General features: G+C 72.7%; 21 protein-coding genes. 9 read left to right on the top strand and 12 right to left on the bottom strand.

The features are described 5' to 3' along the window. Positions 1 to 2: 2 nt before the first annotated feature. Complete coding sequence (gene hemE, locus BJP60_RS00405; protein WP_203136846.1) at positions 3 to 1,037, bottom strand: uroporphyrinogen decarboxylase; 1,035 nt, start codon at positions 1,035 to 1,037, stop codon at positions 3 to 5. A gap of 148 nt (positions 1,038 to 1,185) precedes the next feature. On the opposite strand from hemE, the gene BJP60_RS00400 reads away from it, so the two are divergent. Continuing rightward, positions 1,186 to 2,448 (top strand): glutamyl-tRNA reductase, encoded by a 1,263-nt coding sequence (locus BJP60_RS00400; protein ID WP_203136845.1) that lies wholly within the window; start codon positions 1,186 to 1,188, stop codon positions 2,446 to 2,448. Between the two features lie 82 nt (positions 2,449 to 2,530). Next, positions 2,531 to 3,103: an HhH-GPD-type base excision DNA repair protein gene (locus BJP60_RS00395; RefSeq protein WP_203136844.1), complete on the top strand. Its 573-nt coding sequence runs from the start codon at positions 2,531 to 2,533 to the stop codon at positions 3,101 to 3,103. A 130-nt stretch (positions 3,104 to 3,233) separates the two neighbouring features. On the opposite strand, the gene BJP60_RS00390 is transcribed toward BJP60_RS00395, so the two are convergent. Together BJP60_RS00390 and BJP60_RS00385 are read right to left on the bottom strand one after the other, a co-directional pair. Further along, positions 3,234 to 3,866 (bottom strand): GntR family transcriptional regulator, encoded by a 633-nt coding sequence (locus BJP60_RS00390; RefSeq protein WP_203136842.1) that lies wholly within the window; start codon positions 3,864 to 3,866, stop codon positions 3,234 to 3,236. A 188-nt stretch (positions 3,867 to 4,054) separates the two neighbouring features. Then, on the bottom strand, positions 4,055 to 5,440 hold the full coding sequence (locus BJP60_RS00385; RefSeq protein ID WP_203136840.1) for a glycine--tRNA ligase: 1,386 nt from the start codon (positions 5,438 to 5,440) through the stop codon (positions 4,055 to 4,057). A gap of 367 nt (positions 5,441 to 5,807) precedes the next feature. On the opposite strand from BJP60_RS00385, the gene erm reads away from it, so the two are divergent. The 3 genes from erm to BJP60_RS00370 all read left to right on the top strand — a co-directional run bounded on the left by erm (position 5,808) and on the right by BJP60_RS00370 (position 8,107). Then, a complete protein-coding gene (erm, locus tag BJP60_RS00380; RefSeq protein ID WP_203136839.1) occupies positions 5,808 to 6,566 on the top strand; it encodes a 23S ribosomal RNA methyltransferase Erm in 759 nt (252 codons plus the stop codon). A 105-nt stretch (positions 6,567 to 6,671) separates the two neighbouring features. Beyond that, positions 6,672 to 7,280: a GrpB family protein gene (locus tag BJP60_RS00375; RefSeq protein WP_203136838.1), complete on the top strand. Its 609-nt coding sequence runs from the start codon at positions 6,672 to 6,674 to the stop codon at positions 7,278 to 7,280. 41 nt (positions 7,281 to 7,321) lie between these two features. Continuing rightward, positions 7,322 to 8,107 carry an LLM class flavin-dependent oxidoreductase gene (locus BJP60_RS00370; RefSeq protein ID WP_203136837.1) on the top strand — a complete coding sequence of 262 codons (786 nt, stop codon included), beginning with the start codon at positions 7,322 to 7,324 and terminating at the stop codon, positions 8,105 to 8,107. A 45-nt stretch (positions 8,108 to 8,152) separates the two neighbouring features. On the opposite strand, the gene BJP60_RS00365 is transcribed toward BJP60_RS00370, so the two are convergent. The 3 genes from BJP60_RS00365 to BJP60_RS00355 form a co-directional block, all read right to left on the bottom strand. Continuing rightward, positions 8,153 to 8,554 (bottom strand): hypothetical protein, encoded by a 402-nt coding sequence (locus BJP60_RS00365; protein WP_203136836.1) that lies wholly within the window; start codon positions 8,552 to 8,554, stop codon positions 8,153 to 8,155. 4 nt (positions 8,555 to 8,558) lie between these two features. Further along, positions 8,559 to 9,251, bottom strand: a complete 693-nt coding sequence (locus tag BJP60_RS00360) for a GNAT family N-acetyltransferase (protein WP_203136835.1) — start codon at positions 9,249 to 9,251, stop codon at positions 8,559 to 8,561. Between the two features lie 67 nt (positions 9,252 to 9,318). Continuing rightward, a complete protein-coding gene (locus BJP60_RS00355; protein ID WP_203136834.1) occupies positions 9,319 to 10,560 on the bottom strand; it encodes a glycosyltransferase in 1,242 nt (413 codons plus the stop codon). Between the two features lie 143 nt (positions 10,561 to 10,703). Here BJP60_RS00355 and BJP60_RS00350 point away from each other — a divergent pair, with 143 nt between their 5' ends. Continuing rightward, positions 10,704 to 12,143: an MFS transporter gene (locus tag BJP60_RS00350; RefSeq protein ID WP_203136833.1), complete on the top strand. Its 1,440-nt coding sequence runs from the start codon at positions 10,704 to 10,706 to the stop codon at positions 12,141 to 12,143. Between the two features lie 79 nt (positions 12,144 to 12,222). Continuing rightward, on the top strand, positions 12,223 to 12,435 hold the full coding sequence (locus BJP60_RS00345; protein WP_203136830.1) for a dodecin: 213 nt from the start codon (positions 12,223 to 12,225) through the stop codon (positions 12,433 to 12,435). Here the strand turns inward: BJP60_RS00345 and BJP60_RS00340 are convergent. From BJP60_RS00340 to BJP60_RS00320, 5 genes are all read right to left on the bottom strand, one after another. Continuing rightward, positions 12,432 to 13,145 carry an IclR family transcriptional regulator domain-containing protein gene (locus BJP60_RS00340; RefSeq protein ID WP_203136828.1) on the bottom strand — a complete coding sequence of 238 codons (714 nt, stop codon included), beginning with the start codon at positions 13,143 to 13,145 and terminating at the stop codon, positions 12,432 to 12,434. The two genes, BJP60_RS00345 and BJP60_RS00340, sit on opposite strands and share 4 nt — an antisense overlap. A gap of 22 nt (positions 13,146 to 13,167) precedes the next feature. Further along, positions 13,168 to 14,334, bottom strand: coding sequence for a thiolase family protein (locus tag BJP60_RS00335; RefSeq protein WP_203136827.1), 1,167 nt, complete (start codon positions 14,332 to 14,334; stop codon positions 13,168 to 13,170). A 127-nt stretch (positions 14,335 to 14,461) separates the two neighbouring features. Further along, positions 14,462 to 15,109 (bottom strand): 3-oxoacid CoA-transferase subunit B, encoded by a 648-nt coding sequence (locus BJP60_RS00330; RefSeq protein ID WP_203136825.1) that lies wholly within the window; start codon positions 15,107 to 15,109, stop codon positions 14,462 to 14,464. Further along, the gene (locus BJP60_RS00325) at positions 15,106 to 15,846 is read right to left on the bottom strand and encodes a 3-oxoacid CoA-transferase subunit A (RefSeq protein ID WP_203136824.1); all 741 of its coding nucleotides are present in this window, start codon (positions 15,844 to 15,846) and stop codon (positions 15,106 to 15,108) included. Before BJP60_RS00325 ends, BJP60_RS00330 begins: the two co-directional genes overlap by 4 nt. Before the next feature lie 131 nt (positions 15,847 to 15,977). Further along, a complete protein-coding gene (locus BJP60_RS00320) occupies positions 15,978 to 16,919 on the bottom strand; it encodes an alpha/beta fold hydrolase (RefSeq protein ID WP_238439475.1) in 942 nt (313 codons plus the stop codon). Positions 16,920 to 17,015: 96 nt separating this feature from the next. Here BJP60_RS00320 and BJP60_RS00315 point away from each other — a divergent pair, with 96 nt between their 5' ends. Further along, complete coding sequence (locus BJP60_RS00315; RefSeq protein ID WP_203136822.1) at positions 17,016 to 17,840, top strand: SDR family oxidoreductase; 825 nt, start codon at positions 17,016 to 17,018, stop codon at positions 17,838 to 17,840. A 30-nt stretch (positions 17,841 to 17,870) separates the two neighbouring features. On the opposite strand, the gene BJP60_RS00310 is transcribed toward BJP60_RS00315, so the two are convergent. After that, the gene (locus tag BJP60_RS00310) at positions 17,871 to 18,977 is read right to left on the bottom strand and encodes an alcohol dehydrogenase catalytic domain-containing protein (RefSeq protein WP_203136821.1); all 1,107 of its coding nucleotides are present in this window, start codon (positions 18,975 to 18,977) and stop codon (positions 17,871 to 17,873) included. Between the two features lie 71 nt (positions 18,978 to 19,048). On the opposite strand from BJP60_RS00310, the gene BJP60_RS00305 reads away from it, so the two are divergent. Then, positions 19,049 to 20,713 carry a helix-turn-helix domain-containing protein gene (locus BJP60_RS00305; RefSeq protein WP_203136820.1) on the top strand — a complete coding sequence of 555 codons (1,665 nt, stop codon included), beginning with the start codon at positions 19,049 to 19,051 and terminating at the stop codon, positions 20,711 to 20,713. The last annotated feature ends 50 nt before the right edge of the window (positions 20,714 to 20,763 follow it).

Below are 20,763 nucleotides of genomic sequence, written 5' to 3'. Positions count from 1 at the left end.
GCTTACAGGGAGTGGACGAGCTCGACCACGCGGGTCAGGACGGCCGGATCGGTCTCGGGAGGAACGCCGTGGCCGAGGTTGACGATGTGCGCCCTGGCCGCGCGGCCGCGCTCGACGACGTCGCGGACGTGCGCCTCGAGCACCTCCCACGGCGCTCCGAGCAGCGCGGGGTCGATGTTCCCCTGCAGCGTCGTGTCCTGTCCGACGACCGCCGCCGCCTCGTCCAGCGGCAGGCGCCAGTCGACGCCCACGGCCGACGCGACGCCGTCCAGGCGCATGTCGCCGAGGAAGGGGCCCGTCCCCACGCCGAAGTGGATGACCGGCACCGGCAGGTCCTGCACGGCCGCCTTCGAATGCGGCGCGACGAAGCGGCGGAAGACCTCCGGGTTCAGCGAGCCCGCCCACGAGTCGAACAGCTGCACCGCGGCGGCGCCGGCCTCGATCTGCGCCTGCAGGAAGGCGCGCGAGACGCCGGACAGCCAGCCCGCGAGGCGGTGCCACGCGTCGGGATCGGCCTGCATCATCGCGCGGGCCCGCAGGTGCTCCTTGGACGGGCCGCCCTCGACCAGGTAGGCCGCCAGCGTGAAGGGGGCGCCGGCGAAGCCGATGAGCGGCGTGCCGCTCCCGTCGAGCTCGGCGACCGTCAACCGCACGGCTTCGCGCACGGGCTCGGCGGCCGCCGCCACCTCGGCCGGGTCGATCGCGGTGACCCGGGCGACGTCCTCCGCGGTGCGGATGGGCGAGGCGAACACGGGGCCGCGGCCGGGCTCGATCTCGACCTCGATGCCCGCGAGGCGCAGCGGCACGACGATGTCGCTGAAGAAGATGCCCGCATCGACGCCGTGTCGGCGCACCGGCTGCAGCGTGATCTCGGCGGCGAGGTCGGGCGTCAGGCACGCGTCGAGCATGCGGGTGCCGACGCGCAGCTCGCGGTACTCGGGAAGCGAGCGGCCGGCCTGCCGCATGAACCAGATCGGGGTGGTCTCGGGACGTTCCCCCCGAAGGGCTCGCAGCAGCGGCGCGTCAGCAGAAGGCATGGATCCATCTTGCCTCGTGGAGTTCGGGCGTCGCCTGGGGGGAGCGAGACCGCGGTTCCCGCGGGCATCTCGCTCGACGTCGAATCATCGGGCGGCCCCGTCCAGCCCGGATTCAGCCGCCGGTTTCGACGACGCGTAGAATCGCTGTGTGCTGCTGTGTGTCACCGCGAGTCATAAGACTGCGACGTTCGACGTGCTCGAGCAGCTCTCCGCACCCGGAGCCGACCGGATCGCGCCGCTCATCGCGCCCGAGGTCGACGGCGTCGTCGTGCTGTCGACCTGCAACCGCGTCGAGGCCTACGTCGAGACCGACAGCGCGGACAGCGCCGAGGTCATCGCCGACGCCATGCGCTCGGCGTCGGGCCTGAGCGCAGAGCAGTTCGCCGGCGCCTACGCCGTCAAGACGGATGCGAAGGCGGCCGAGCACCTGTTCGCCGTGGCGTCCGGCCTCGAGTCCGTCGTGATCGGCGAGGGCGAGATCGGCGGCCAGGTGCGCCGCGCTCTCACCGACGCGCGCCACCAGGGGACCACCACGAGCGACCTGGAGCGGATGTTCCAGCGCGCCACCGAGACGCAGAAGGCGATCAAGAACGCCACGGCCCTCGGCCGCGCCGGCCGGTCGCTCGTGCGTCTCGCGCTCGAACTGACCGACAGCCGGCTCGCCGACTGGACGACGCAGAAGGTGCTGCTGATCGGCACCGGGATGTATGCGGCCGCGACGATCGCGGCGCTGCGCGACCGCGGCGTCACCGACATCACCGTCCACTCCGGCTCGGGCCGCGGCAAGATGTTCGGCGAGAAGTACGGGATCGCGCACGTCACGCGCACGGATGTGATCGAGACCGCGAACGCCAGCGACATCGTCATCACCTGCACGACGAGCGACGACCCCGTCGTGAAGCCCCCGATGGTCGCCGGCCGCGAGAAGCCGCTGTTCGTCATCGACCTCGGCATGCCGCGCAACGTCGACCCGGCGGTCGGCGAGGTGCCGGGCGTGACGCTGCTCGACCTCGAGACCATCCGCCTGCACGCGCCGCTCGAGGAGCTGCAGGCGACGGAGGCCGCCCGCGCCATGGTGCAGGACGCCGCCGCGCGCTTCGCCGACGTGCGTCGCAGCCGCAGCGCACAGCCCGCGATCGTCGCGCTGCGTCAGCACGCGTTCACGCTGCTGGAGGACGAGATCGCGCGCCACCCCGAGTCGGAGGCGGCGCTGCGCCACCTCGTGGGGCGGCTGCTGCACACGCCCACCGTACGCGCGAACGACTACGCGATGCAGGGTCGTGCGGACGAGGTCTTCGCCGCGATCGAGACGCTGTTCGGCGTCGACGCGCGTCCGGCGGACACGACCGCGGAGCCGGCTCCCGCCGCGCCTACCGCATCCTGCCCCGTCGTCGACATCGCCTCGTCCTGACGCCCGTGCCGCGTGGCGGGGATGTCCGCCAGCGTCCGGAGGCACCCCGATCCCCGGCATGACGCTCTGCGAGGATGGAGTCATGGCTCTGACGATCACCGGCGACGAGGCCGCCGACGCGCTCCTCACCGAGAACCCCCTCGCGCTCCTGATCGGCATGCTGCTCGACCAGCAGATCGCGATGGAGACGGCGTTCACGGGACCCGAGAAGATCCGGCAGCGGATCGGATCCGTCGACGCGCGCGAGATCGCCGGCTACGACCCCGAGTCCTTCACCGAGGCGTTCCGCCAGACCCCCGCCGTGCACCGCTTCCCCGGCTCGATGGCCGACCGGGTGCGCACGCTGTGCCAGACGATCGTGGACGACTGGGGCGGCGACGCCGCCGCGATCTGGACGCAGGGGGATCCGGACGGCAGGGAGGTGCTCTCGCGCCTCAAGGCCCTGCCCGGCTTCGGCGACCAGAAGGCGCGGATCTTCCTGGCGCTGCTCGGCAAGCAGTACGGCTACGACGGCGCGGGATGGCGCGAGGCGGCCGGCCCTTACGGCGAGGACGGCTCGTTCCGGTCGGTCGCAGACATCACCAGCCCCGAGACACTCGCGAAGGTGCGCGAGTTCAAGCGCGCGGCGAAGGCGGCAGCGAGGAGCGGGGCCTGACATGCAGCCGTCGGGCGGCGACGTCGGCGCCTTCCTGCTCGGGGTGGCGCCCACTCAGCGCCGCGCGACTGGAGCGAGGCGGGCGGCTCCGACGGGATGACGGTCACCGTCACATCCTGACGGTCGCGGATCAGGCGATGCCGTGGATGCGGCGCACCGCGTTCTCGGCCGCATCGGCGTCGCGTGCGTCGAGCGCATCGCGCAGGTGCGGGCGCTCGCGCTGGATCGGCCGCACGACGTCCTCGCCCGGGAGCGCATGCGCGATGCGGGCGATCATGTACGCGACGTCGCTGCGCCGCTGCAGCACCTCGTTGTCCGAGGCGGTGAGCGCGAGGTCGTAGAGCGCGCTCATGACCGTGAGGCAGCCCGTCGCGGTCTCCTCGCCGGCCAGCTCGTCGAGCAGCGCGACCGCACGCGACTGCTGCTCGTCGGTCATCCGGGTCACGGCGAGCCGCATCGCCGAGCCGTAGAGCAGGCCGGAGTACTCGATGCCGGCCGCGATGCGCGCGGGTGTGAACACCGTGACACGGGTGTAGCGGCTCGCGGCGGTCTCGACGAGGCCCGCCCGCTCGAGGCGCTGCAGCGCCTCACGGACAGGCATGCGGGAGACGCCGAGCTGCTGGGCCAGCGCGTGGTCGCGCAGCACCTCGCCCGGCGCCAGCACGCCCGTGACGATCGCATCGGCGATCCGCTCGAAGGCGAGATCCGACAGGCGGGGGCCCCGGTTGGTGAGCGGGGTGGTGAAGTCCAGTGCTGAGGTCATCGGCTGTTCGTCCTAGGTGGGCGCGCGGGATCCCTCCCCCACCCCGCGACCCTACTCGCCGACCGCGTGCCGATCACGCAGGAACGTCCCGCCGAGCCGGGGCTTGAGGGAATCTTCAGCCATCCCTGAGCCGCGCTGAACCGCGCGGTGCGGCGGCCCGGCCGCCGTGGCGGACGAGGCGAGGCGCGTCAGGCGCCGCGCAGGCGCTCGGCGAGGTACGCGCGCAGGCCCTCGAGCGGCACGCGCTCCTGGCCCATCGTGTCGCGGTCGCGCACCGTGACGGCGCGGTCGTCGAGGGAGTCGAAGTCGATCGTGACGCACAGCGGCGTGCCGATCTCGTCCTGGCGGCGGTAGCGGCGGCCGATCGCGCCCGCGTCGTCGAAGTCGACGTTCCAGGTGCCGCGCAGGTCGTCGGCCACCTCCCGCGCGAGCGGCGACAGGCGCTCGTTGCGCGACAGCGGCAGCACGGCGACCTTCACGGGCGCGAGCCGCGGGTCGAGCTTCAGCACCGTGCGGGTGTCGGTGCCGCCCTTGGCGTTCGGCACCTCCTCCTCCGTGTACGCGTCGATCAGGAACGCCATCATCGAGCGGGTGAGACCGAACGAGGGCTCGATCACGTACGGGACGTACTTCTCGCCGGAGGCCTGGTCGAAGTACGACAGGTTGCCGCCGGATGCCTCGATGTGGTTCTTCAGATCGAAGTCGGTGCGGTTGGCGATGCCCATCAGCTCGCCCCAGCCCTTGCCGGGGAAGCCGAAGTCGTACTCGACGTCGATCGTGCGGTCGGAGTAGTGCGCCCGCTCCCCGTCGGGGATGTCGAGCTTGCGCATGTTGACCGGGTCGATGCCGAGGTCGATGAACCAGCTCCAGCACGCCTCGACCCAGTGGTCGAACCACTCGGCCGCGTCGGCCGGCGGCACGAAGTACTCGATCTCCATCTGCTCGAACTCGCGCGTGCGGAAGATGAAGTTGCCGGGCGTGATCTCGTTGCGGAACGCCTTGCCGACCTGGCCCACGCCGAACGGCGGCTTCTTGCGGGCGGCGGTCAGCACGTTCGCGAAGTTCACGAAGATGCCCTGGGCAGTCTCGGGGCGCAGGTAGTACAGGCTCGACTCGTCGTCGACCACGCCGAGGTAGGTCTTCACGAGACCGGAGAACGACCGGGGCTCGGTCCACTGGCCGCGCGTGCCGCAGTCGGGGCACGCGATGTCCGCCATCCCGTTCTCGGGCTGGCGACCCTTCTTCTCCGCGTACGCCTCGATCAGGTGGTCCTCGCGGTGGCGCTTGTGGCAGTGCAGGCACTCGACGAGCGGGTCGGTGAACGTCGCGACGTGGCCCGACGCCTCCCACACCTTGGACGGCAGGATGATCGACGAGTCGAGGCCGACCATGTCGCCGCGGCCGCGCACGAACGTCTGCCACCACTGGCGGCGGATGTTCTCCTTGAGCTCGGTGCCGAGCGGCCCGTAGTCCCATGCCGACCGCGATCCGCCGTAGATCTCTCCCGCCTGGAAGACGAACCCGCGATGGCGGGCGAGGCTGATGACCTTATCGAGGCGGGAGGGCTCGGCCACGGTGGCTCCAATGGTCGGGAGGGCGGGAACGGCGCGCGGGATCGCCGAAGGCGCCGCGCGGATGCCTCAATCCTAGTTCGTGTGCGGCCCGCGTCCGGCGGTCGTGCGGCAGTGCCCCGCCGCAGGCTCGACGTGCCGGAAGGGGATCGGATACGGTGGCTGCGTGGGAACGATCGTCACTGCGCCCGGGATGGGGCGCCTCTTCTTCACCTTCCGGGACCGCCGCGCCTGACGGCGCCGCGATCCGGAACACGATCACGCGCGCCGTCCGCCCGAGGATTCCGCACCTCGGACGAGCAGCTGCCGCGCGCCCTCCCGGGTACGCCCTGCCGCCGGGGTGCTCCGACACCATCCCTGGAGCGCACCCATGCCTCGTTCTCTGCACGGCGGCCGTCACGAACTCGGCCAGAACTTCCTTCACCACCGCCCGACGATCGCCCGGATCACGGCGCTCGTCGCCTCGACCGACGGAGCGGTCCTCGAGATCGGCGCCGGCGACGGCGCCCTGACCCGCCCGCTCGCCGCCCTGCGGCGGCCCCTCACGGCGATCGACATCGACGAGCATCGCGTGCACCGGCTGCGCCGTGCGCTGCCGGACGTGCGCGTCCTGCACGCCGACGCGCTGCGCCATCCGCTGGACGCCGCGGTGATCGTCGGGAACGTCCCGTTCCACCTCACGACCCCGATCCTGAAGCGCGTGCTCACCTCCCCCGGCTGGCGGCACGCGGTGCTGCTGACTCAGTGGGAGGTCGCCCGGAAGCGGGCGGGCGTGGGCGGCGGCACGATGATGACCGCGCAGGCCGCGCCGTGGTTCTCGTTCGAGCTGCACGGCCGCGTGCCCGCGTCCTGCTTCACGCCGCGGCCCGCGGTCGACGGCGGGGTGCTGCGCATCACTCGTCGCGGTTCGCCCCTGGTTCCCGTCGCGCAGCGCCGCGCCTACGAGCGGTTCGTGGCCGCGGTCTTCACCGGCTCGGGCGGTTCTCTCGGCCGGGTCGTCCAGCGCGCGACGCGCACGGATGCGGCGGCCGTGCGCCGCGCGCTCCAGCACGTCGGCATCGCTTCCGGCGCCCTCCCGCGGGATCTGCGCCCCGAGCAGTGGGCGGGGCTGTGGGCCGCCCTGCGATGAGGGGCGGCGCGCTGCCGGGGCGGCGGCTCAGCCGTCGCCCCGGTCCCGACCGGGCCGCACGATCGATTCCGCCCGGGCCCTCCACGGCGGCGCTACAGTGACCGGATGCCGAGCGCACGCGACATCGCCACGTTCTCCGACAGCCCGCCCCCGCCCGGCGCCAGCCCCTGGGTGCACGGCTCGGAGGAGCGGCACGGCGACGTCGAGATCGCGGAGCCGGATCCCGCGTGGCCCGAGCGCTACGAGCGGATCGCGAACCTGGTGCGCCGGGCCCTCGGCGGCCGGGTGCTGCAGCTCGAGCACGTCGGCTCCACATCGGTCCCGGGGCTGCCCGCGAAGCCGATCATCGACATCGACCTGATCGTCGCGGATCCGTCGGAGGAGGGTGCATGGCTGCCACCGCTCGAGGACGCCGGGTTCGAACTGCGGGTGCGCGAGCCCTGGTGGCACGAGCACCGCTGCCTGAAGCTGTGGGACCCGCTGACCAACCTGCACGTGTTCGGCCCGGACGCGCCGGAGCCGTGGAGGCACCGGATCTTCCGCGACCACCTGCGCCGCGACGCGGCGGACCGGCAGCGGTACGCGACGGCCAAGCGCGAGGCCGCCGCGGCGGCGAACGCGCGCGCGGAGACCGTGATGCAGTACAACGCCCGCAAGTCCGCCGCGATCCGGGAGATCTACGAGCGCGCCTTTCGGGACGCCGGCCTCGCCTGACGGGCGTGCGCGATGTCGGCGGCCGATGACAGGATGACCGCATGAGCCTTCCCGTCATGGGTGTCGTGTTCCGTCCGCAGTCGCCGCCCGAGGCGCTGCGCGAGATCGTGACCGCGGTCGATGAATCGGGCGCCGCCGAGCTGTGGCTGTGGGAGGACTGCTTCCTCGAGGGCGGCATCTCGACCGCGGCCGCCGCGCTCGCCTGGAGCGATCGCGTCACCGTCGGCATCGGCCTGCTGCCGGTTCCGCTCCGCAACCCCGCGCTCGCGGCGATGGAGCTCGCCACGCTCGAGCGCATCGCGCCCGGGCGGCTCGTCGCGGGCCTCGGTCACGGCGTGCTCGACTGGATGGGCAAGGTCGGCGCACGGGCCGAGTCGCCCCTGACCCTGCTGCGCGAGTACACGACCGCGGTGCGCGCACTGCTCGCGGGCGAGACCGTGGATGTCGAGGGACGCTACGTGAAGCTGGACGGCGTCGCGCTCGACTGGCCGCCGCAGACGGCGCCCGAGCTCGTGCTCGGCGCCACCCGGCCCAAGACGCTGCGCCTCGCGGGCGAACTCGCGGACGGCGTCCTGCTGACGGGCGAGGAGGACCTCGACGGGCTGCGCGCGGCCCGCGCGATCGTCGATGAGGGGCGCGCGGCGTCCGGGCGAGAGGGGCGCGCCCGCGTGATCACGTACGCCGAGGTCGATCCGACCGGCACCGACCTGCGGGGAACGCTGCTGTCGCGGGCCGAGGAGCTGGCGGCCGCCGGCGCGGACGCGGTCGCCTTCCACGGCACGGCCGCGTCGCCGGACCCCCGACCCTTCCTCGACGCGCTCGCCTGAGACCGGCCGAGGGGCGCCGGGGACCGGCGCCGACGTGCGGGGCGCTCAGCCCCAGGGCGAGATGCCCTCGTCGGGACGCATCGGACGCAGGCCGGACGGCGGCCAGGGCAGCTCGAGGGTCTCGTCCGGCGCGTCCACCGCGCCGAAGTCCTCGGTCTTGACGACGACGCGCCCCGCGCGCCCGTCGGGCGAGGCCGGCGAGACGTCCACGATGCGCACGCGGATCGGATCCGCCGCGTCGCGCTCGAGCATCCACGGCTCGGCGAGCCACGACAGGCCGACCTCCTCGAGCGCGTCCTCCGCCTCGACCCACTCCAGCGGGCCGCTGACGTCCGCGCCGAACAGCGACACGGCGACCCAGTCGTCGCCCTCGGGGCGGATCCACCCGATCAGCTCGCGGTCCGTGCCGCGGCGGTGCGGGATCCAGTCGGCGGGCAGGGCCGCCATGACGTCAGGCCTGCACGAACAGGTAGCCGCGGGCGGCATCGAAGCCCGCGATCCTCAGACCGCGCGCGAGCTGCTCCTCGATCCGGCCGCGCAGCGCCGTGCGCCACTCGTGCGCGGCGGCCGGCTCTTCGACGCGCATGGTCTCGATGTCGCCCGGGATCTCGACCGTCGCGACGACCGCGTCCTCCGCCGGCGGCTTCGCGATGTCGGCGAGCGCCCACTCCACATCGAGGCGGTCGCTCTCGTCGCCCGCGTCGCCGCCGCCGAAGATCCCGTACTGGTTGACCGCGTAGCCGGTCACGCGCGCGCCGAGCACGGTCAGGAAGAAGTGCGCGTTGCGGGCGACGAGCGGATCGAAGGTCCACGTGATGTTGCCGACCTCGCGCGAGAACGCCCACTGTCGCTGGTGCTCCTTGAGCTCGCGGCCCCAGCCGCGGCCCCGGTACTCCGGCAGCAGCGCCGTGATGTGGGAGTGCATCGTGCGCCGCGCGGGCACCCCGAAGAACGCGATGGACGCGCCCACCATGCGCTCGCGGCCGTCCTCGTTCTCGAAGATGCCGACGACGTAGTTGCCCGACTGCTGCAGCGCGCGCAGCGTGCCGGCGTCGATCGTCCGCTCCGAGCGACGCAGCGAGTCGAGCAGTTCCTGCGCCTGGATGATGAGCTCTACGGTGTCGAGATCGCGGATCGTTCGCATGGGATCAGTCTGGTGGCTTTCCGCGGCGGTCGCACGCCCGCCCCGCTCCCGGGGCGGGCGTCGCGATTCAGCCCGCGATGTCCTCCAGCACGCGGACCGCGCCGCCGAGGCCGTCCTCGGCACGGATCGCGGCGCCGAGCTCCTCCGCACGTCGCGCATACGAAGGATCGGTCGTGAGCTGCTCGAGACGCGTCGCGAGGAGCGAGGCGAGGCGCCGGGGGGCGATCGGCTCCGGGCCGGCGCCCAGCGCATGCACGCGCGCACCCCAGAAGGGCTGATCTCCGAGGAACGGGACGACGAGCGTGGGACGACCGGCGCGTAGACCCGCGGCGGTCGATCCCGCACCGCCGTGGTGCACCACCGCTCGCATCGACGGGAAGATCCGGTCGTGCGGGGCGGCGTCGATCACCAGCACGTCGTCGGACGACGCATCCGCCCCGGCGATCCCGCCCCAGCCGGTGGCGATCACGCCGCGCAGGCCCGTCTGCGACAGCGCCTCCAGAATCGCGTCCCGCCGCTCGCGTGCGCCTCTGCCGAATCCCATCGAACCGAACCCGAGGTACACGGGCGGCTCGCCCGCATCGAGGAAGCGCGCCAGCCGCTCGGGCATCTCCCATTCCGGTGCGTCCAGGAACCAGTACCCGGTCACGTGCGCCGTGTCCGGATAGTCGGCGGGCACGGGCACGACGTGTCGGCTGTACGGGTACAGCGCATGCACCGCGGATCCGTCGGGGTTGCGCAGCGGATCGGCGAAGCGCCCGGTCCGGCTCGAGAGGCCGGCCCGCGCGCGGAAGTCGTTGATCATCCGCCCGTACATGACGGTCGCGATGCGGGTGAACGCGTAGGTCGCGCGATTGCCCCGCGCGCCGAACCACGCATTGCCCAAGAACGGCATCGGGAACGCGCGGGTCGGCGTGTAGAACGGCAGGGGGATCGACAGCACGCCCGGAACACGCAGCGCCTGCGCGATGTGGGGCCCCGCGAGACTCTTCGGGTGGTAGACGACCACATCCGGCCGCGCCTCCCGTGCGGCGTCCCACGTCTCCTGCATCTGCCCCCGCATGGCACGGGTCATGACGCGCAGTGTCGTGAGCGCGTCGCGAGGACCGGAGAGCTCGGGAAGCACCTGCTGCACGACGCGCAGCATCTCGGAGCCCGCCGGATGGACTGCGGCCTCCCCGGCCAGATCCTCGAATCCCGCGGGAATGGCGAGGTGGGCCTCGTGCCCCGCCGCGACGAGCGCGCGCGCGAGCGCCGCGTACGGCTGGACGTCACCCCGGGTGCCGAAGGTCGTGATCAGGACGCGCATGGTCTCCTCCGTCCGTCCGACCGCGCTCGCGATCGGCCGCCGACCAGGCTTCCCGGCACACCTGGGACGAGGGTACGCCGCGGCGGGCGCGAGCGACACCGCACGCGCGCCCCGACCCTCCGCGGCGCAGATAGCCTGAAGTGATGGGTGGGAGAGACGACAGACGGCGGCTGACGAGATCCACCCCCAAGTGGCTGACGGTCGCCGTGCTGGCGTTCACCGGCCTGTGCTCGGCCTACATGTTCACGCTCGTCGTGCCCATCCAGGCCGAGCTGCCGCATCTGCTGAACGCGGACCGCAACGACACCGCGTGGGTCGTGACGATCACCCTGCTGGTGGCGGCCTGCGCCACGCCGATCTCGGGCCGGCTCGGCGACATGTACGGCAAGCGCCGGATCGTGCTGGTGCTGATCGGCGCGCTGATCCTCGGCTCCGTCGTGGCCGCGCTGGCGGGCGGGATCGGCGGCGTCATCCTGGGGCGCGCGCTGCAGGGCGCGACGACCGGCGTGATCCCGCTCGGCATCGCGATCATGCGCGACGTGCTGCCGCCCGCGCATCTCGGCACCGCGGTCGCGCTCATGAGCGCCACGATGGGCGTGGGCGGCGCGGTCGGCATGCCCGCCAGCGCACTGATCGTCGAGCACCTCGACTGGCACGTGCTGTTCTGGCTCGCCGCCGCGCTGGGTGTCGTGGCCCTCGTGCTCGTCGCGCTGTTCGTGCCGCCGAGCACGCTGCGCACGCGCGGCCGGTTCGACTTCGTCGGCGCGGCAGGTCTCGCGGCGGGCCTGGTCGGCCTCCTGCTCGCCATCTCGCGCGGGGCCGACTGGGGCTGGCTGTCCCCCGTCACGCTCGGATCCGGCATCGGCGGGCTCGCGATCCTGCTGCTGTGGGGCTGGTACCAGCTGCGGGTCGCCGAGCCCCTGCTCGACCTGCGCGTCGCGGCGCGGCCGACCGTGCTGTTCACCAACCTCGCCGCGATCGGGATGGGATTCGCGCTGTTCGGCACGAACGTGACGCTGCCGCAGCTGCTCGAACTCCCCGTGGAGTCCGGATCGGGCCTCGGGCAGACTCTGTTCGTCACCTCGCTGATCGTGATGCCGTCGGGCCTTGTGATGATGGTCATCTCGCCGCTGTCCGGCTGGCTCGAGCGCACCCTCGGCGGGCGCTTCATGCTCGCGTTCGGCACCGGCGCGGTCGCGGTGTCGTACCTGTTCCTGCTGCTGTGGTCGACCGAGGTGTGGCACCTGCTCGTGGCGAACATCCTGATCGGCGTGGGCGTCGGCTTCAGCTTCGCGGCCATGCCGATGCTGATCATGCGCGCCGTCCCCTCCCACGAGACCGGCGCGTCGAACGGCATCAACGCGCTGTTCCGCTCGCTCGGCACGTCGATCGCGTCGGCCGTGATGGCGGCGGTGCTCGCCTCGATGACGATCGACTTCGAGGGCACGCCGGTTCCCACGCACGACGCGTTCGACGTCTGCTTCTGGCTCGGCGCCGGGGCCGCGGTCGCGGCATGCCTGCTGTCGCTGCTGATCCCGCGTCATCCGCACGTCGAGCACGCGTCGATCCCCGACCGCGACTGACCCGGATCCTTCCCTCCCGCGGCCGCGCGGAGCAGACTGGCCCCGAGCCGTCGGACGGCGGCGGGAGCGGAGGACGAGGATGTCACACACCTACAGCGTCAGCGAGATCGTCGGATCGTCGCCCGACGGGACGGATGCGGCGATCCGCAGCGCCCTGGACCGGGCGGCCGTGACGATCCGCCACATCGACTGGTTCGAGGTCGTCTCGACGCGCGGTCACGCGGACGAGACGGGCGTGCTGCACTTCCAGGTGACGCTGAAGGTGGGCTTCCGCCTGGAGGATCCCGCCTAGAGGTGCCGCAGGTCGGCGTCGATCGCGGCCGTGGTGCGCAGCAGCGCGGGGAGGTGCTCGTCGCGCAGGCGCTCGATCGCGACGAGGCTCGCCGAGGTCGGGATGTTGACCGCCGCGATCACGCGGCCGTCGCGGCCGTGCACGGGCGCGGCGACAGAGCGCAGGCCGGGCTCGAGACCGGCCTCCACGATCGCCCAGCCCTGCGCGGCGATGCGGTCGAGCTCCGCGGCGAACGCCGCATCCGCGGGGCGCTCGGGCCGGCCGGCGAGCAGCACGCGGCCCATGCTCGTGTCGCGCGCGGGGAAGCGCGTGCCGATCTGAATGCCGACGCTCAGGATGCGGCGGACCGGCACGCGCGCGACGTAGACGATGTCCTCGCCGTCGAGCACCGCGGCCGAGACGCTCTCGCCCACCTCGCGCGACAGCCGCTCGAGGTGGGGCTGCACGACCTCGGGCAGGGACAGAGCGGAGAGGTAGCTGAAGCCGAGCTCGAGCACGCGCGGCGTGAGCTCGAAGTCGCGCCCGAGGCTGCGAACGTAGCCGAGGTGCTCGAGCGTGATCAGGAACCGCCGGGCCGCGGCGCGCGTGACGTCGGCGCGCGCCGCGACCTCGCTCAGCGTGAGGCGCGGGTGGTCCGCGTCGAAGGCCCGGATGACCGCGAGCCCGCGCGCGAAGGACTGGACGTACTCGCGCGCGTCGGGTTCGGTCATCCGGTCACTCTCTCACGGTCGCTCAGCGCTCGAGCACGACCGCGAGGCCCTGCCCCACGCCGATGCAGAGGGTCGCGACCGCGACGCCCCCGCCGCGGCGCTTCAGCTCCTGCGCCGCGTGGCCGATGATGCGTCCACCGGATGCGCCGAGCGGGTGCCCGATCGCGATCGCGCCGCCGTGGATGTTGACCTTCTCGGGGTCGATGTCCCACTGCCGGATGCACGCCAGGCTCTGCGACGCGAACGCCTCGTTCAGCTCGACGAAGTCGACGTCCGCCCACGTCCTGCCCGCGCGGGCGAGAGCCTTGTTCGCCGCCTCGACGGGGGCGACGCCGAACACGTCGGGCTCGTTGCCGTGCACGCCGCGGCCCGCGATGCGCGCGAGCGGCTCGACGTCGATCGCCCCCTCGGCGCCCAGCAGCACCGCCGACGCCCCGTCATTGATCGACGAGGAGTTGCCCGCCGTGACCGAGCCGTCCGTGGCGAACAGCGCCTTGAGGGTCGCGAGCTTCTCGACGCTCGGGCCGTCGCGGATTCCCTCGTCGCGCGCCAGCTCGGCGCCCTCGACCTGCACGATCTCGGCGTCGTACATGCCGTCGGCCCACGCCTTGGCGGCGAGGTCGTGGCTGCGCACCGAGAACGCGTCCTGGTCGTGGCGCGAGATGTCGTAGATCGCGGCGAGCTTCTCGGCGCTCTCGCCGTTCGAGATGGTCCACTCCGACCGCAGCGCACGGTTCGTCATGCGCCAGCCGATCGCGGTGTTCCACATCGTCTGGTTGCCGACGGCGGGGTAGGGCTTGGCGGACTTCTCGACGACGTACGGCGCGCGGCTCATCGACTCGACGCCGCCCGTGAGGACGACGCGGTGGTCGCCCGCCTCGATCGCCCGCGATCCCTGGATGACGGCCTCGACCGAGGAGCCGCACAGGCGGTTGACGGTCACGCCCGGCACCGTGACGGGGAAGCCGGCGAGCAGGGCGCCGAAGCGCGCGACGTTGCGGTTGTCCTCGCCCGCCTGGTTCGCGTCGCCGAAGATGACGTCCTCGACGAGCGCCGGGTCGAGGCCCGTGCGCGCGACGGCCGCCTTCATGACGGTGGCGGCCAGATCGTCGGGACGGACGCCGGACAGGGCGCCGGCCGCCTTGCCGAACGGCGTGCGGACGGCGTCGTAGATGTACGTGCTGGTCACTGCTGTTCTCCTCTCCCCTCGTTCGTTGAGCGAGGGAGGAACGACCGAGTCGAAACGGCCCGGACTGCGTGCGGGGTGGAGCGAGTTCGTCGGTGCTGCGTTTCGACTCGTCGCTGACGCTCCTCGCTCAACGAGCGGGAGCGGTGAGAGTGAGGCCGGTGAGCTCCTCGAGTCCGTCGACGGTGTTGTCGCCGAACAGCTCGCGCACGCGGAAGCCGTCCTCCGTGACGTCGAACACGGCGTGATCGGTGTACACGCGCGTGACGCATCCGACCCCCGTGAGCGGATAGCTGCACTCCGCGACGAGCTTCGACTCGCCCTGCTTGGTCAGCAGGTCGGTCATCACGAACACCTGCTTGGCACCGATCGCGAGGTCCATGGCGCCGCCGACGGCGGGGATGGCGCTGGGCGCGCCGGTCGACCAGTTCGCCAGGTCGCCCGTCTGGGAGACCTGGAACGCGCCGAGCACGCACACGTCGAGGTGACCGCCGCGCATCATCGCGAACGAGTCGGCGTGGTGGAAGTAGGCGGCGCCCGGCTGAGCCGTGACGGGCTGCTTGCCGGCGTTGATCAGGTCCGGGTCGATCCGGTCGGGCGCGGGCGCCTCGCCCATGCCGAGCAGCCCGTTCTCGGTGTGCAGGATGATCTCCTGGTCGGCGGGCAGGAAGTTCGCGACGAGCGTCGGGGCGCCGATGCCGAGGTTCACGTACGAGCCCTCGGCGATGTCGGCGGCGATGCGCGCGGCGAGATCGTCGCGGCTGATGCGGGTGGTCACTGCTTCGCTCCTTCCAGCGGACGGCCCTCGATGTCGACGTTGCCGACGAATGCGCCGTCCTCGAGCCAGCGGCGCGGGCCGACGGCGACGACGCGGTCGACGAAGATGCCCGGCGTCACGACGTTCTCGGGGTCGAGCGATCCGAGCTCGACGGTCTCGTCGACCTGCGCGATGGTGGTCGCGGCGGCCGTCGCCATGATGGGACCGAAGTTGCGCGCGGTCTCGCGGTAGACGAGGTTCCCCCAGCGGTCCCCCTTCAGGGCGCTGATCAGGGCGTAATCGGCCTTGATGGGGTATTCGAGCACGTAGCGGCGCCCGTCGATCTCGCGCTCCTCCTTGCCCTCGGCGAGCTGCGTGCCGACGCCGGTGGGCGAGAAGAACGCGCCGATGCCCGCGCCGGCCGCGCGGATGCGCTCGGCGAGGTTCCCCTGCGGCACGAGCTCGAGCTCGATCTCACCGCCGCGGTACAGGCCGTCGAAGACCCACGAGTCGCTCTGCCGCGGGAACGAGCAGATGATCTTGCGCACGCGCCCCGCGGCGAGGAGCGCCGCGAGCCCCGTGTCGCCGTTGCCCGCGTTGTTGTTCACGATCGTCAGATCGCTCGCGCCGTGCGCGATCAGGGCGTCGATGAGCTCGACGGGCTGACCCGCGCGGCCGAAGCCGCCGATCATGATCGTCGAGCCGTCCTCGATCCCGGCGACGGCGTCCTCGACGCTCGCGACGGTCTTGTCGATCATCCGGCCTCCTTGCTGGCGTCGTTCGCTGTGCGAACACCCGTGCGCTTTACGCACACACTGTACTCCCGTCCGCGAGATCGCGCCAGCATGGGCGCTGACGCGCGGGCTGTCCGCCCCCACTCGAACCGGGGTCAGCAGAGCCGCGAGATCCGATCGATCTCCGCGATCGTCAGCTCGCGCATCAGCGGCCCGCCGTGACCCTCGTCGTCGATGATGTGCAGCGCCGCGTCCGGCCAGCGCCTGTGCAGCTCCCATGCGGTGTCGGCGGGGCTGCTGACGTCGCGGCGACCGTGGATGAGCGACCCGGGGATCCCCGAAAGGCGATGCACGCGGTCGATGATCGGCGCGGACAGGAAGCAGTCGTGCGACCAGTAGTGCGTGACGAGCGTCGCGAAGTTCTCGCGCTCGCGGCGATCCTCGAACAGCGGGCCGGGCTTCCATCCGGGAGCCAGCGAGACGTGCGTCTGCTCCCACCGGTCCCACGCGTCGGCCGCCGCGGAGCGCACCGACGGCTCCGGATCGCGCAGCCGTCGGGCGTACCACTCCACGACGCGCTCGCCCGCCGCGAGGGCCCCCTGCGCGAAGTCATGCCAGGCCTCCGGGAACAGCCGCCCCACGCCCTCGGTCAGCCAGTCCACCTCGGACCTCGCCCCCGACGTCACCGCGGTCAGCACGATCCCCGTGACCCGTTGAGGGTGTGCGAGCGCGTACTCGAGCGCGAGACTGCTCCCCCACGAGACGCCGTGCAGGAGCCAGCGCTCGACGCCGAGGTGCGCGCGCAGCGCCTCGATGTCCTCGAGCAGCCGCTGCGTGGTGTTGTCGTCCAGCCTGTCGAGCGCGTCGATCGCCCACGGCGTGCTGCGCCCGCATCCCCGCTGGTCGAGACCGACGATCAGGAAGCGGTCCGGATCGAAGCGGCGTCGGTATCCGCCGTTGCCGAGCCCGCCGCCGGGGCCGCCGTGGAGATAGAGGGCGGCTTCGCCGTCCGGGTTTCCCGAGGTCTCCCAGAAGACGCTGTCGCCGTCCGGGCGCTGCAGGCTTCCGTGTGCGAACGGCTCGATCCCCGGAGACACCCCACGATCGCATGCGTGCTCGGCAAACACGAGCGCGCTCGGTGCGCGGTTGTCAAGGCGATTCCGGATGTCGCCGCGCGCGGGTGCAATGAGGGCATGAGCGACGAACCGACCACCGAAGCCCTCTCCTTCCAACCCACGACCGCGATCGTGACCGCCTCCGACTCCGGCATCGGTCGCGCGACGGCCGTCGCCCTCGCCCGCGCCGGCATGGAGGTCGGCGTGACGTGGCACTCGGACGAGGACGGCGCGAAGGAGACCGCGCGCCTCGTCGAGGCCGAGGGCCGCAAGGCCGTCGTGGCGCAGCTCGACGTCTCCGACGTCCCCGCCTGCGGCGACGTGATCGACCGCATGGCGGAGGAGCTCGGCGGCGTCGACGTGTTCGTCAACAACGCCGGCACGGGCGACAGCGTGCCGTTCCTCGATGTCGACCTCGAGGGCTGGCGCCGCGTCGTGACGACGGACCTCGAGGGGGCGTTCGTCGTGATGCAGCGCGCCGCACGCCTCATGGCCTCGCGCGGCCGCGGCGGCCGCATCATCGGCGTCACGAGCGTGCACGAGCACCAGCCGCTGATGGGATCCTCGGCCTACGACGCCGCCAAGCACGGCCTGGGCGGACTGCTGAAGACGATGGCGATCGAGCTGGCCGAGCACGGCATCACGGTGAACGCGGTCGCGCCGGGCATGATCGCGACGCCCATGACCGGGATCGATCCGGGCGACGCCGAGCAGACGCACCGCCCCGGCATTCCGCTCGGCCGGCCGGGCGTGCCGGAGGAGATCGCGGCCGTGATCGCGTTCCTGGCCTCGCCCGCCTCCTCGTACGTCACCGGCGCGAGCTGGCCCGTCGACGGCGGGATGCTGCAGATGGGCCCCATGGCGGGCGCCGCGCTCGAGAGCGACGACTGGCGCCGCATCTGACGCCGTGCCGACTGCTGGCGGGAGGGCGCGTCAGTCGAACAGGATGACCTGGCGCACGGCGCGCCCCTCGGCGAGCTCGTCCATGGCGTCGTTGATCTCGTCGAGCCGGATCCGGCGGGAGATCAGCCGCTCGACCGGGAGCCGTCCGGCGCGCCACCACTCGGCGAAGCGGGGGATGTCGCGCGCGGGCACGGCGGAGCCCAGATAGCTGCCGATGATCGTGCGCGCCTCGCCCGTGATCGCCAGCGGCGAGATCGACACGCGCGCCTCGGGGTTCGGCAGCCCGACCGTCACGGTGCGGCCCCCGGGTCGCGTCGCCTGGAACGCGGTCTCGAACGCCCGCGGGTGGCCGGCGCACTCGAGCGCGTGATCGGCCGTGATGCCCCGTTCGGCCACCTCCGCCGGCGTGTATGCGGCGACGGCGCCGAGCTCCCGCGCGAGGGCGAGCTTCTCGGGCAGGCTGTCGACCGCGATGACGTCCGCGCGGCCGTCGGCGATCGTCGAGATGAGGGCCGACATGCCGACGCCGCCGAGGCCGACGACCATCACGGTGTCGCCCTGCTCGGGCTGCACGGCGTTGAGCAGCGCGCCGCCGCCCGTCAGCACGGCGCATCCCAGCACCGCGGCGACCTCCGCCGGCACGTCCGATCCGATCGGCACGAGCGATGCGCGATCGACGACCGCGTGGGTCGCGAAGCCCGAGACGCCGAGGTGGTGGAAGACCTCCTCGCCCTCGCGGGTGAGATGCCGTGAGCCGTGCAGCAGCGTTCCCGCATTGTTCGCGCGGGTGCCGTTCACGCACGGCAGGCGACCGCCCGTCGCGCATCCGGCACAGTCCTCGCAGCGCGGCAGGAACGCCATCACGACGCGCTGCCCGGGCTCGAGGTCGGGGACCTCCGCCCCGGCCGAGACGACGATCCCGGCGGCCTCGTGTCCGAGCAGCATGGGCGTCGGGCGCACGCGATTGCCGTCGACGACCGACAGGTCGGAGTGGCACACGCCGGCCGCCTCGATGCGAACGAGCACCTCGGTCGGGCCGGGTTCGCCGAGCTCGAGCTCCGTGACCGTGATGGGGGCGGACGCGGCGTAGGGCCGCTCCCGTCCGATCTCCTCGAGCACGGCTCCCGTGATGCGCATGTGCCGAATCTAGCGACCGGATCGGCGGCGCTCGACGTGCGCGCAGACACCGGATGTGCGTGAATGTGGTCATGGCGCACACTCCAGACCCGCCGCCGACGGCCGACCGCTCGCGCGAGGAGCTGCTGCGCGTCCTGCTCGACACCGCGACGGACATCACGGCGCTGCGCGATGTCGACGCCGTGCTGCAGACGATCGTGCGCCGCACGCGCGCGATCGTGGGCACGGACATGGCGTACTTCGCGCTCACCGACGTGGAGGCCGGCGTCACGGCGATCCGGTACACCGACGGCGTCGCGACCCAGGCGTACCGCACGCTGCGGCAGCCGCTCGGCACCGGCGTGCTGGGAGAGGTCGCGCGGGGGCTGGCGCCCTTCCAGTCGTCCGACTACCTGGCGGACGCCGCGCTCGTGCACGTGCCGGAGATCGACGAGATCGTGCGCGCCGAGGGCGTGCACGCCATCATGGGCGTCCCGCTCACGGTCGCGGGACGCGTGATGGGCGCGCTCGTCGTCGCCGAGCGGCGTCCCCGCGTGTTCTCGCCGCAGGAGGTGTCGCTCGTCGACTCGCTCGGCACGATCGCGGCGGTCGCGCTCGACAACTCCATGCGGTTCGAGGCCGCGAACCGGCTCGCGGAGGATCTCGTCCGCCAGCAGCAGCGCAGCGCGTCGGAGCTCGCACTGATCACGCAGGTGCTCGAGCTCGACGACCGGCTGATGGACGCCGTGATGGTCACGCCCGACATCGGGCGGGTGCTCGGCATCGGGCAGAGCGTGCTGGCGTGCGACCTGTGGCTGCGCGATCCGGACGGGGGCGTGCTCAGCGCGACGACCGCGGCTCCCGCCCCCGACGACGCCCCCGGATCCGTCGCCGTCACCGCGGCGGGCGAGCGGCTCGGCGTGCTGGTGGCGGGGCGGGCGCTCGACGCCCCCGCGCAGGCGCTGCTCGAGCGCGTGGCCGTGCACGTCGCTCTCGCGCTGCTGTTCGCGCGGGCAGAGGAGGATGCGGATCTGCGCCTGCAGTCCGAGGTGCTCGACGATCTGCTCGAGCGCGCCGACGTGCCGCGCGAGCGGCTCGAGCGGCGCCTGCAGCGCTGGGGCCTGCAGCCCGGCGAGCCGCTGTGGTCCGTCGTGATCGAGGCGCCGGATGCCGATCGCCGGCGGCGGCTGCAGGCCGTGCGCAGCCTCGGCACCCGCTCGGTCATGATGGCGGCGCACCACGACCACCTGTGCCTCGTGACCGCCGATCCCGACTGGGAGCGGCTTCTGCGGCCCGTGTTCGCGGCACACGGCTGGCGGCTGCGCGCCGGTCTCGGCGGGCCCACCTCGGACGTCCGCCGGCTCGGCGACGCCCACCGCCGCGCCGAGCTCGCGCTGGGCTCGCTCACGACGCTCGGACGCGACGGCGTGCTCGACGGCGCAGAGCTGGGCCTGCTGGGCGCCCTGCTCGACCTCGCCCACCGCGGGGACCTGCCGCAGAGCCTGACCGCCGCGATCGACCCGCTGCGCGAGTACGACCGCGTGCGGGATGCCGACCTCACCCGCACCGCGTACGTCTATCTCGAGACCGACGGCAACGTCGCCCGCGTGGCGGAGCTGCTGCACCTGCACCGCAACACCGTGCGGCAGCGCCTCGAGCGCATCGGCGCTCTGCTCGGCGCCGGCTGGGACGTCTCGCCGCGGCGTCTCGAGACCCACCTCGCGCTGCGCGTGCTCGACGCGGAGGGCCGTTTCTGAGCCTCGGCCACCCGTCAAGCCGTCCGAGCAGGCGGGATGCTTCTTCCTAG

This window comes from Microbacterium sp. JZ31 (assembly GCF_016805985.1).
Taxonomy (GTDB): domain Bacteria; phylum Actinomycetota; class Actinomycetes; order Actinomycetales; family Microbacteriaceae; genus Microbacterium.
This window is presented reverse-complemented; position numbering and strand designations above follow the sequence as displayed.

Bases quoted from the DNA above. Each gene is read 5' to 3' on its own strand.
- hemE (WP_203136846.1), bottom strand. From the start codon at position 1,037: ATGCCTTCTGCTGACGCGCCGCTGCTGCGAGCCCTTCGGGGGGAACGT.
- BJP60_RS00395 (WP_203136844.1), top strand. From the start codon at position 2,531: ATGGCTCTGACGATCACCGGCGACGAGGCCGCCGACGCGCTCCTCACC.
- BJP60_RS00390 (WP_203136842.1), bottom strand. From the start codon at position 3,866: ATGACCTCAGCACTGGACTTCACCACCCCGCTCACCAACCGGGGCCCC.
- erm (WP_203136839.1), top strand. From the start codon at position 5,808: ATGCCTCGTTCTCTGCACGGCGGCCGTCACGAACTCGGCCAGAACTTC.
- BJP60_RS00375 (WP_203136838.1), top strand. From the start codon at position 6,672: ATGCCGAGCGCACGCGACATCGCCACGTTCTCCGACAGCCCGCCCCCG.
- BJP60_RS00370 (WP_203136837.1), top strand. From the start codon at position 7,322: ATGAGCCTTCCCGTCATGGGTGTCGTGTTCCGTCCGCAGTCGCCGCCC.
- BJP60_RS00365 (WP_203136836.1), bottom strand. From the start codon at position 8,554: ATGGCGGCCCTGCCCGCCGACTGGATCCCGCACCGCCGCGGCACGGAC.
- BJP60_RS00360 (WP_203136835.1), bottom strand. From the start codon at position 9,251: ATGCGAACGATCCGCGATCTCGACACCGTAGAGCTCATCATCCAGGCG.
- BJP60_RS00355 (WP_203136834.1), bottom strand. From the start codon at position 10,560: ATGCGCGTCCTGATCACGACCTTCGGCACCCGGGGTGACGTCCAGCCG.
- BJP60_RS00350 (WP_203136833.1), top strand. From the start codon at position 10,704: ATGGGTGGGAGAGACGACAGACGGCGGCTGACGAGATCCACCCCCAAG.
- BJP60_RS00345 (WP_203136830.1), top strand. From the start codon at position 12,223: ATGTCACACACCTACAGCGTCAGCGAGATCGTCGGATCGTCGCCCGAC.
- BJP60_RS00340 (WP_203136828.1), bottom strand. From the start codon at position 13,145: ATGACCGAACCCGACGCGCGCGAGTACGTCCAGTCCTTCGCGCGCGGG.
- BJP60_RS00325 (WP_203136824.1), bottom strand. From the start codon at position 15,846: ATGATCGACAAGACCGTCGCGAGCGTCGAGGACGCCGTCGCCGGGATC.
- BJP60_RS00315 (WP_203136822.1), top strand. From the start codon at position 17,016: ATGAGCGACGAACCGACCACCGAAGCCCTCTCCTTCCAACCCACGACC.
- BJP60_RS00310 (WP_203136821.1), bottom strand. From the start codon at position 18,977: ATGCGCATCACGGGAGCCGTGCTCGAGGAGATCGGACGGGAGCGGCCC.
- BJP60_RS00305 (WP_203136820.1), top strand. From the start codon at position 19,049: ATGGCGCACACTCCAGACCCGCCGCCGACGGCCGACCGCTCGCGCGAG.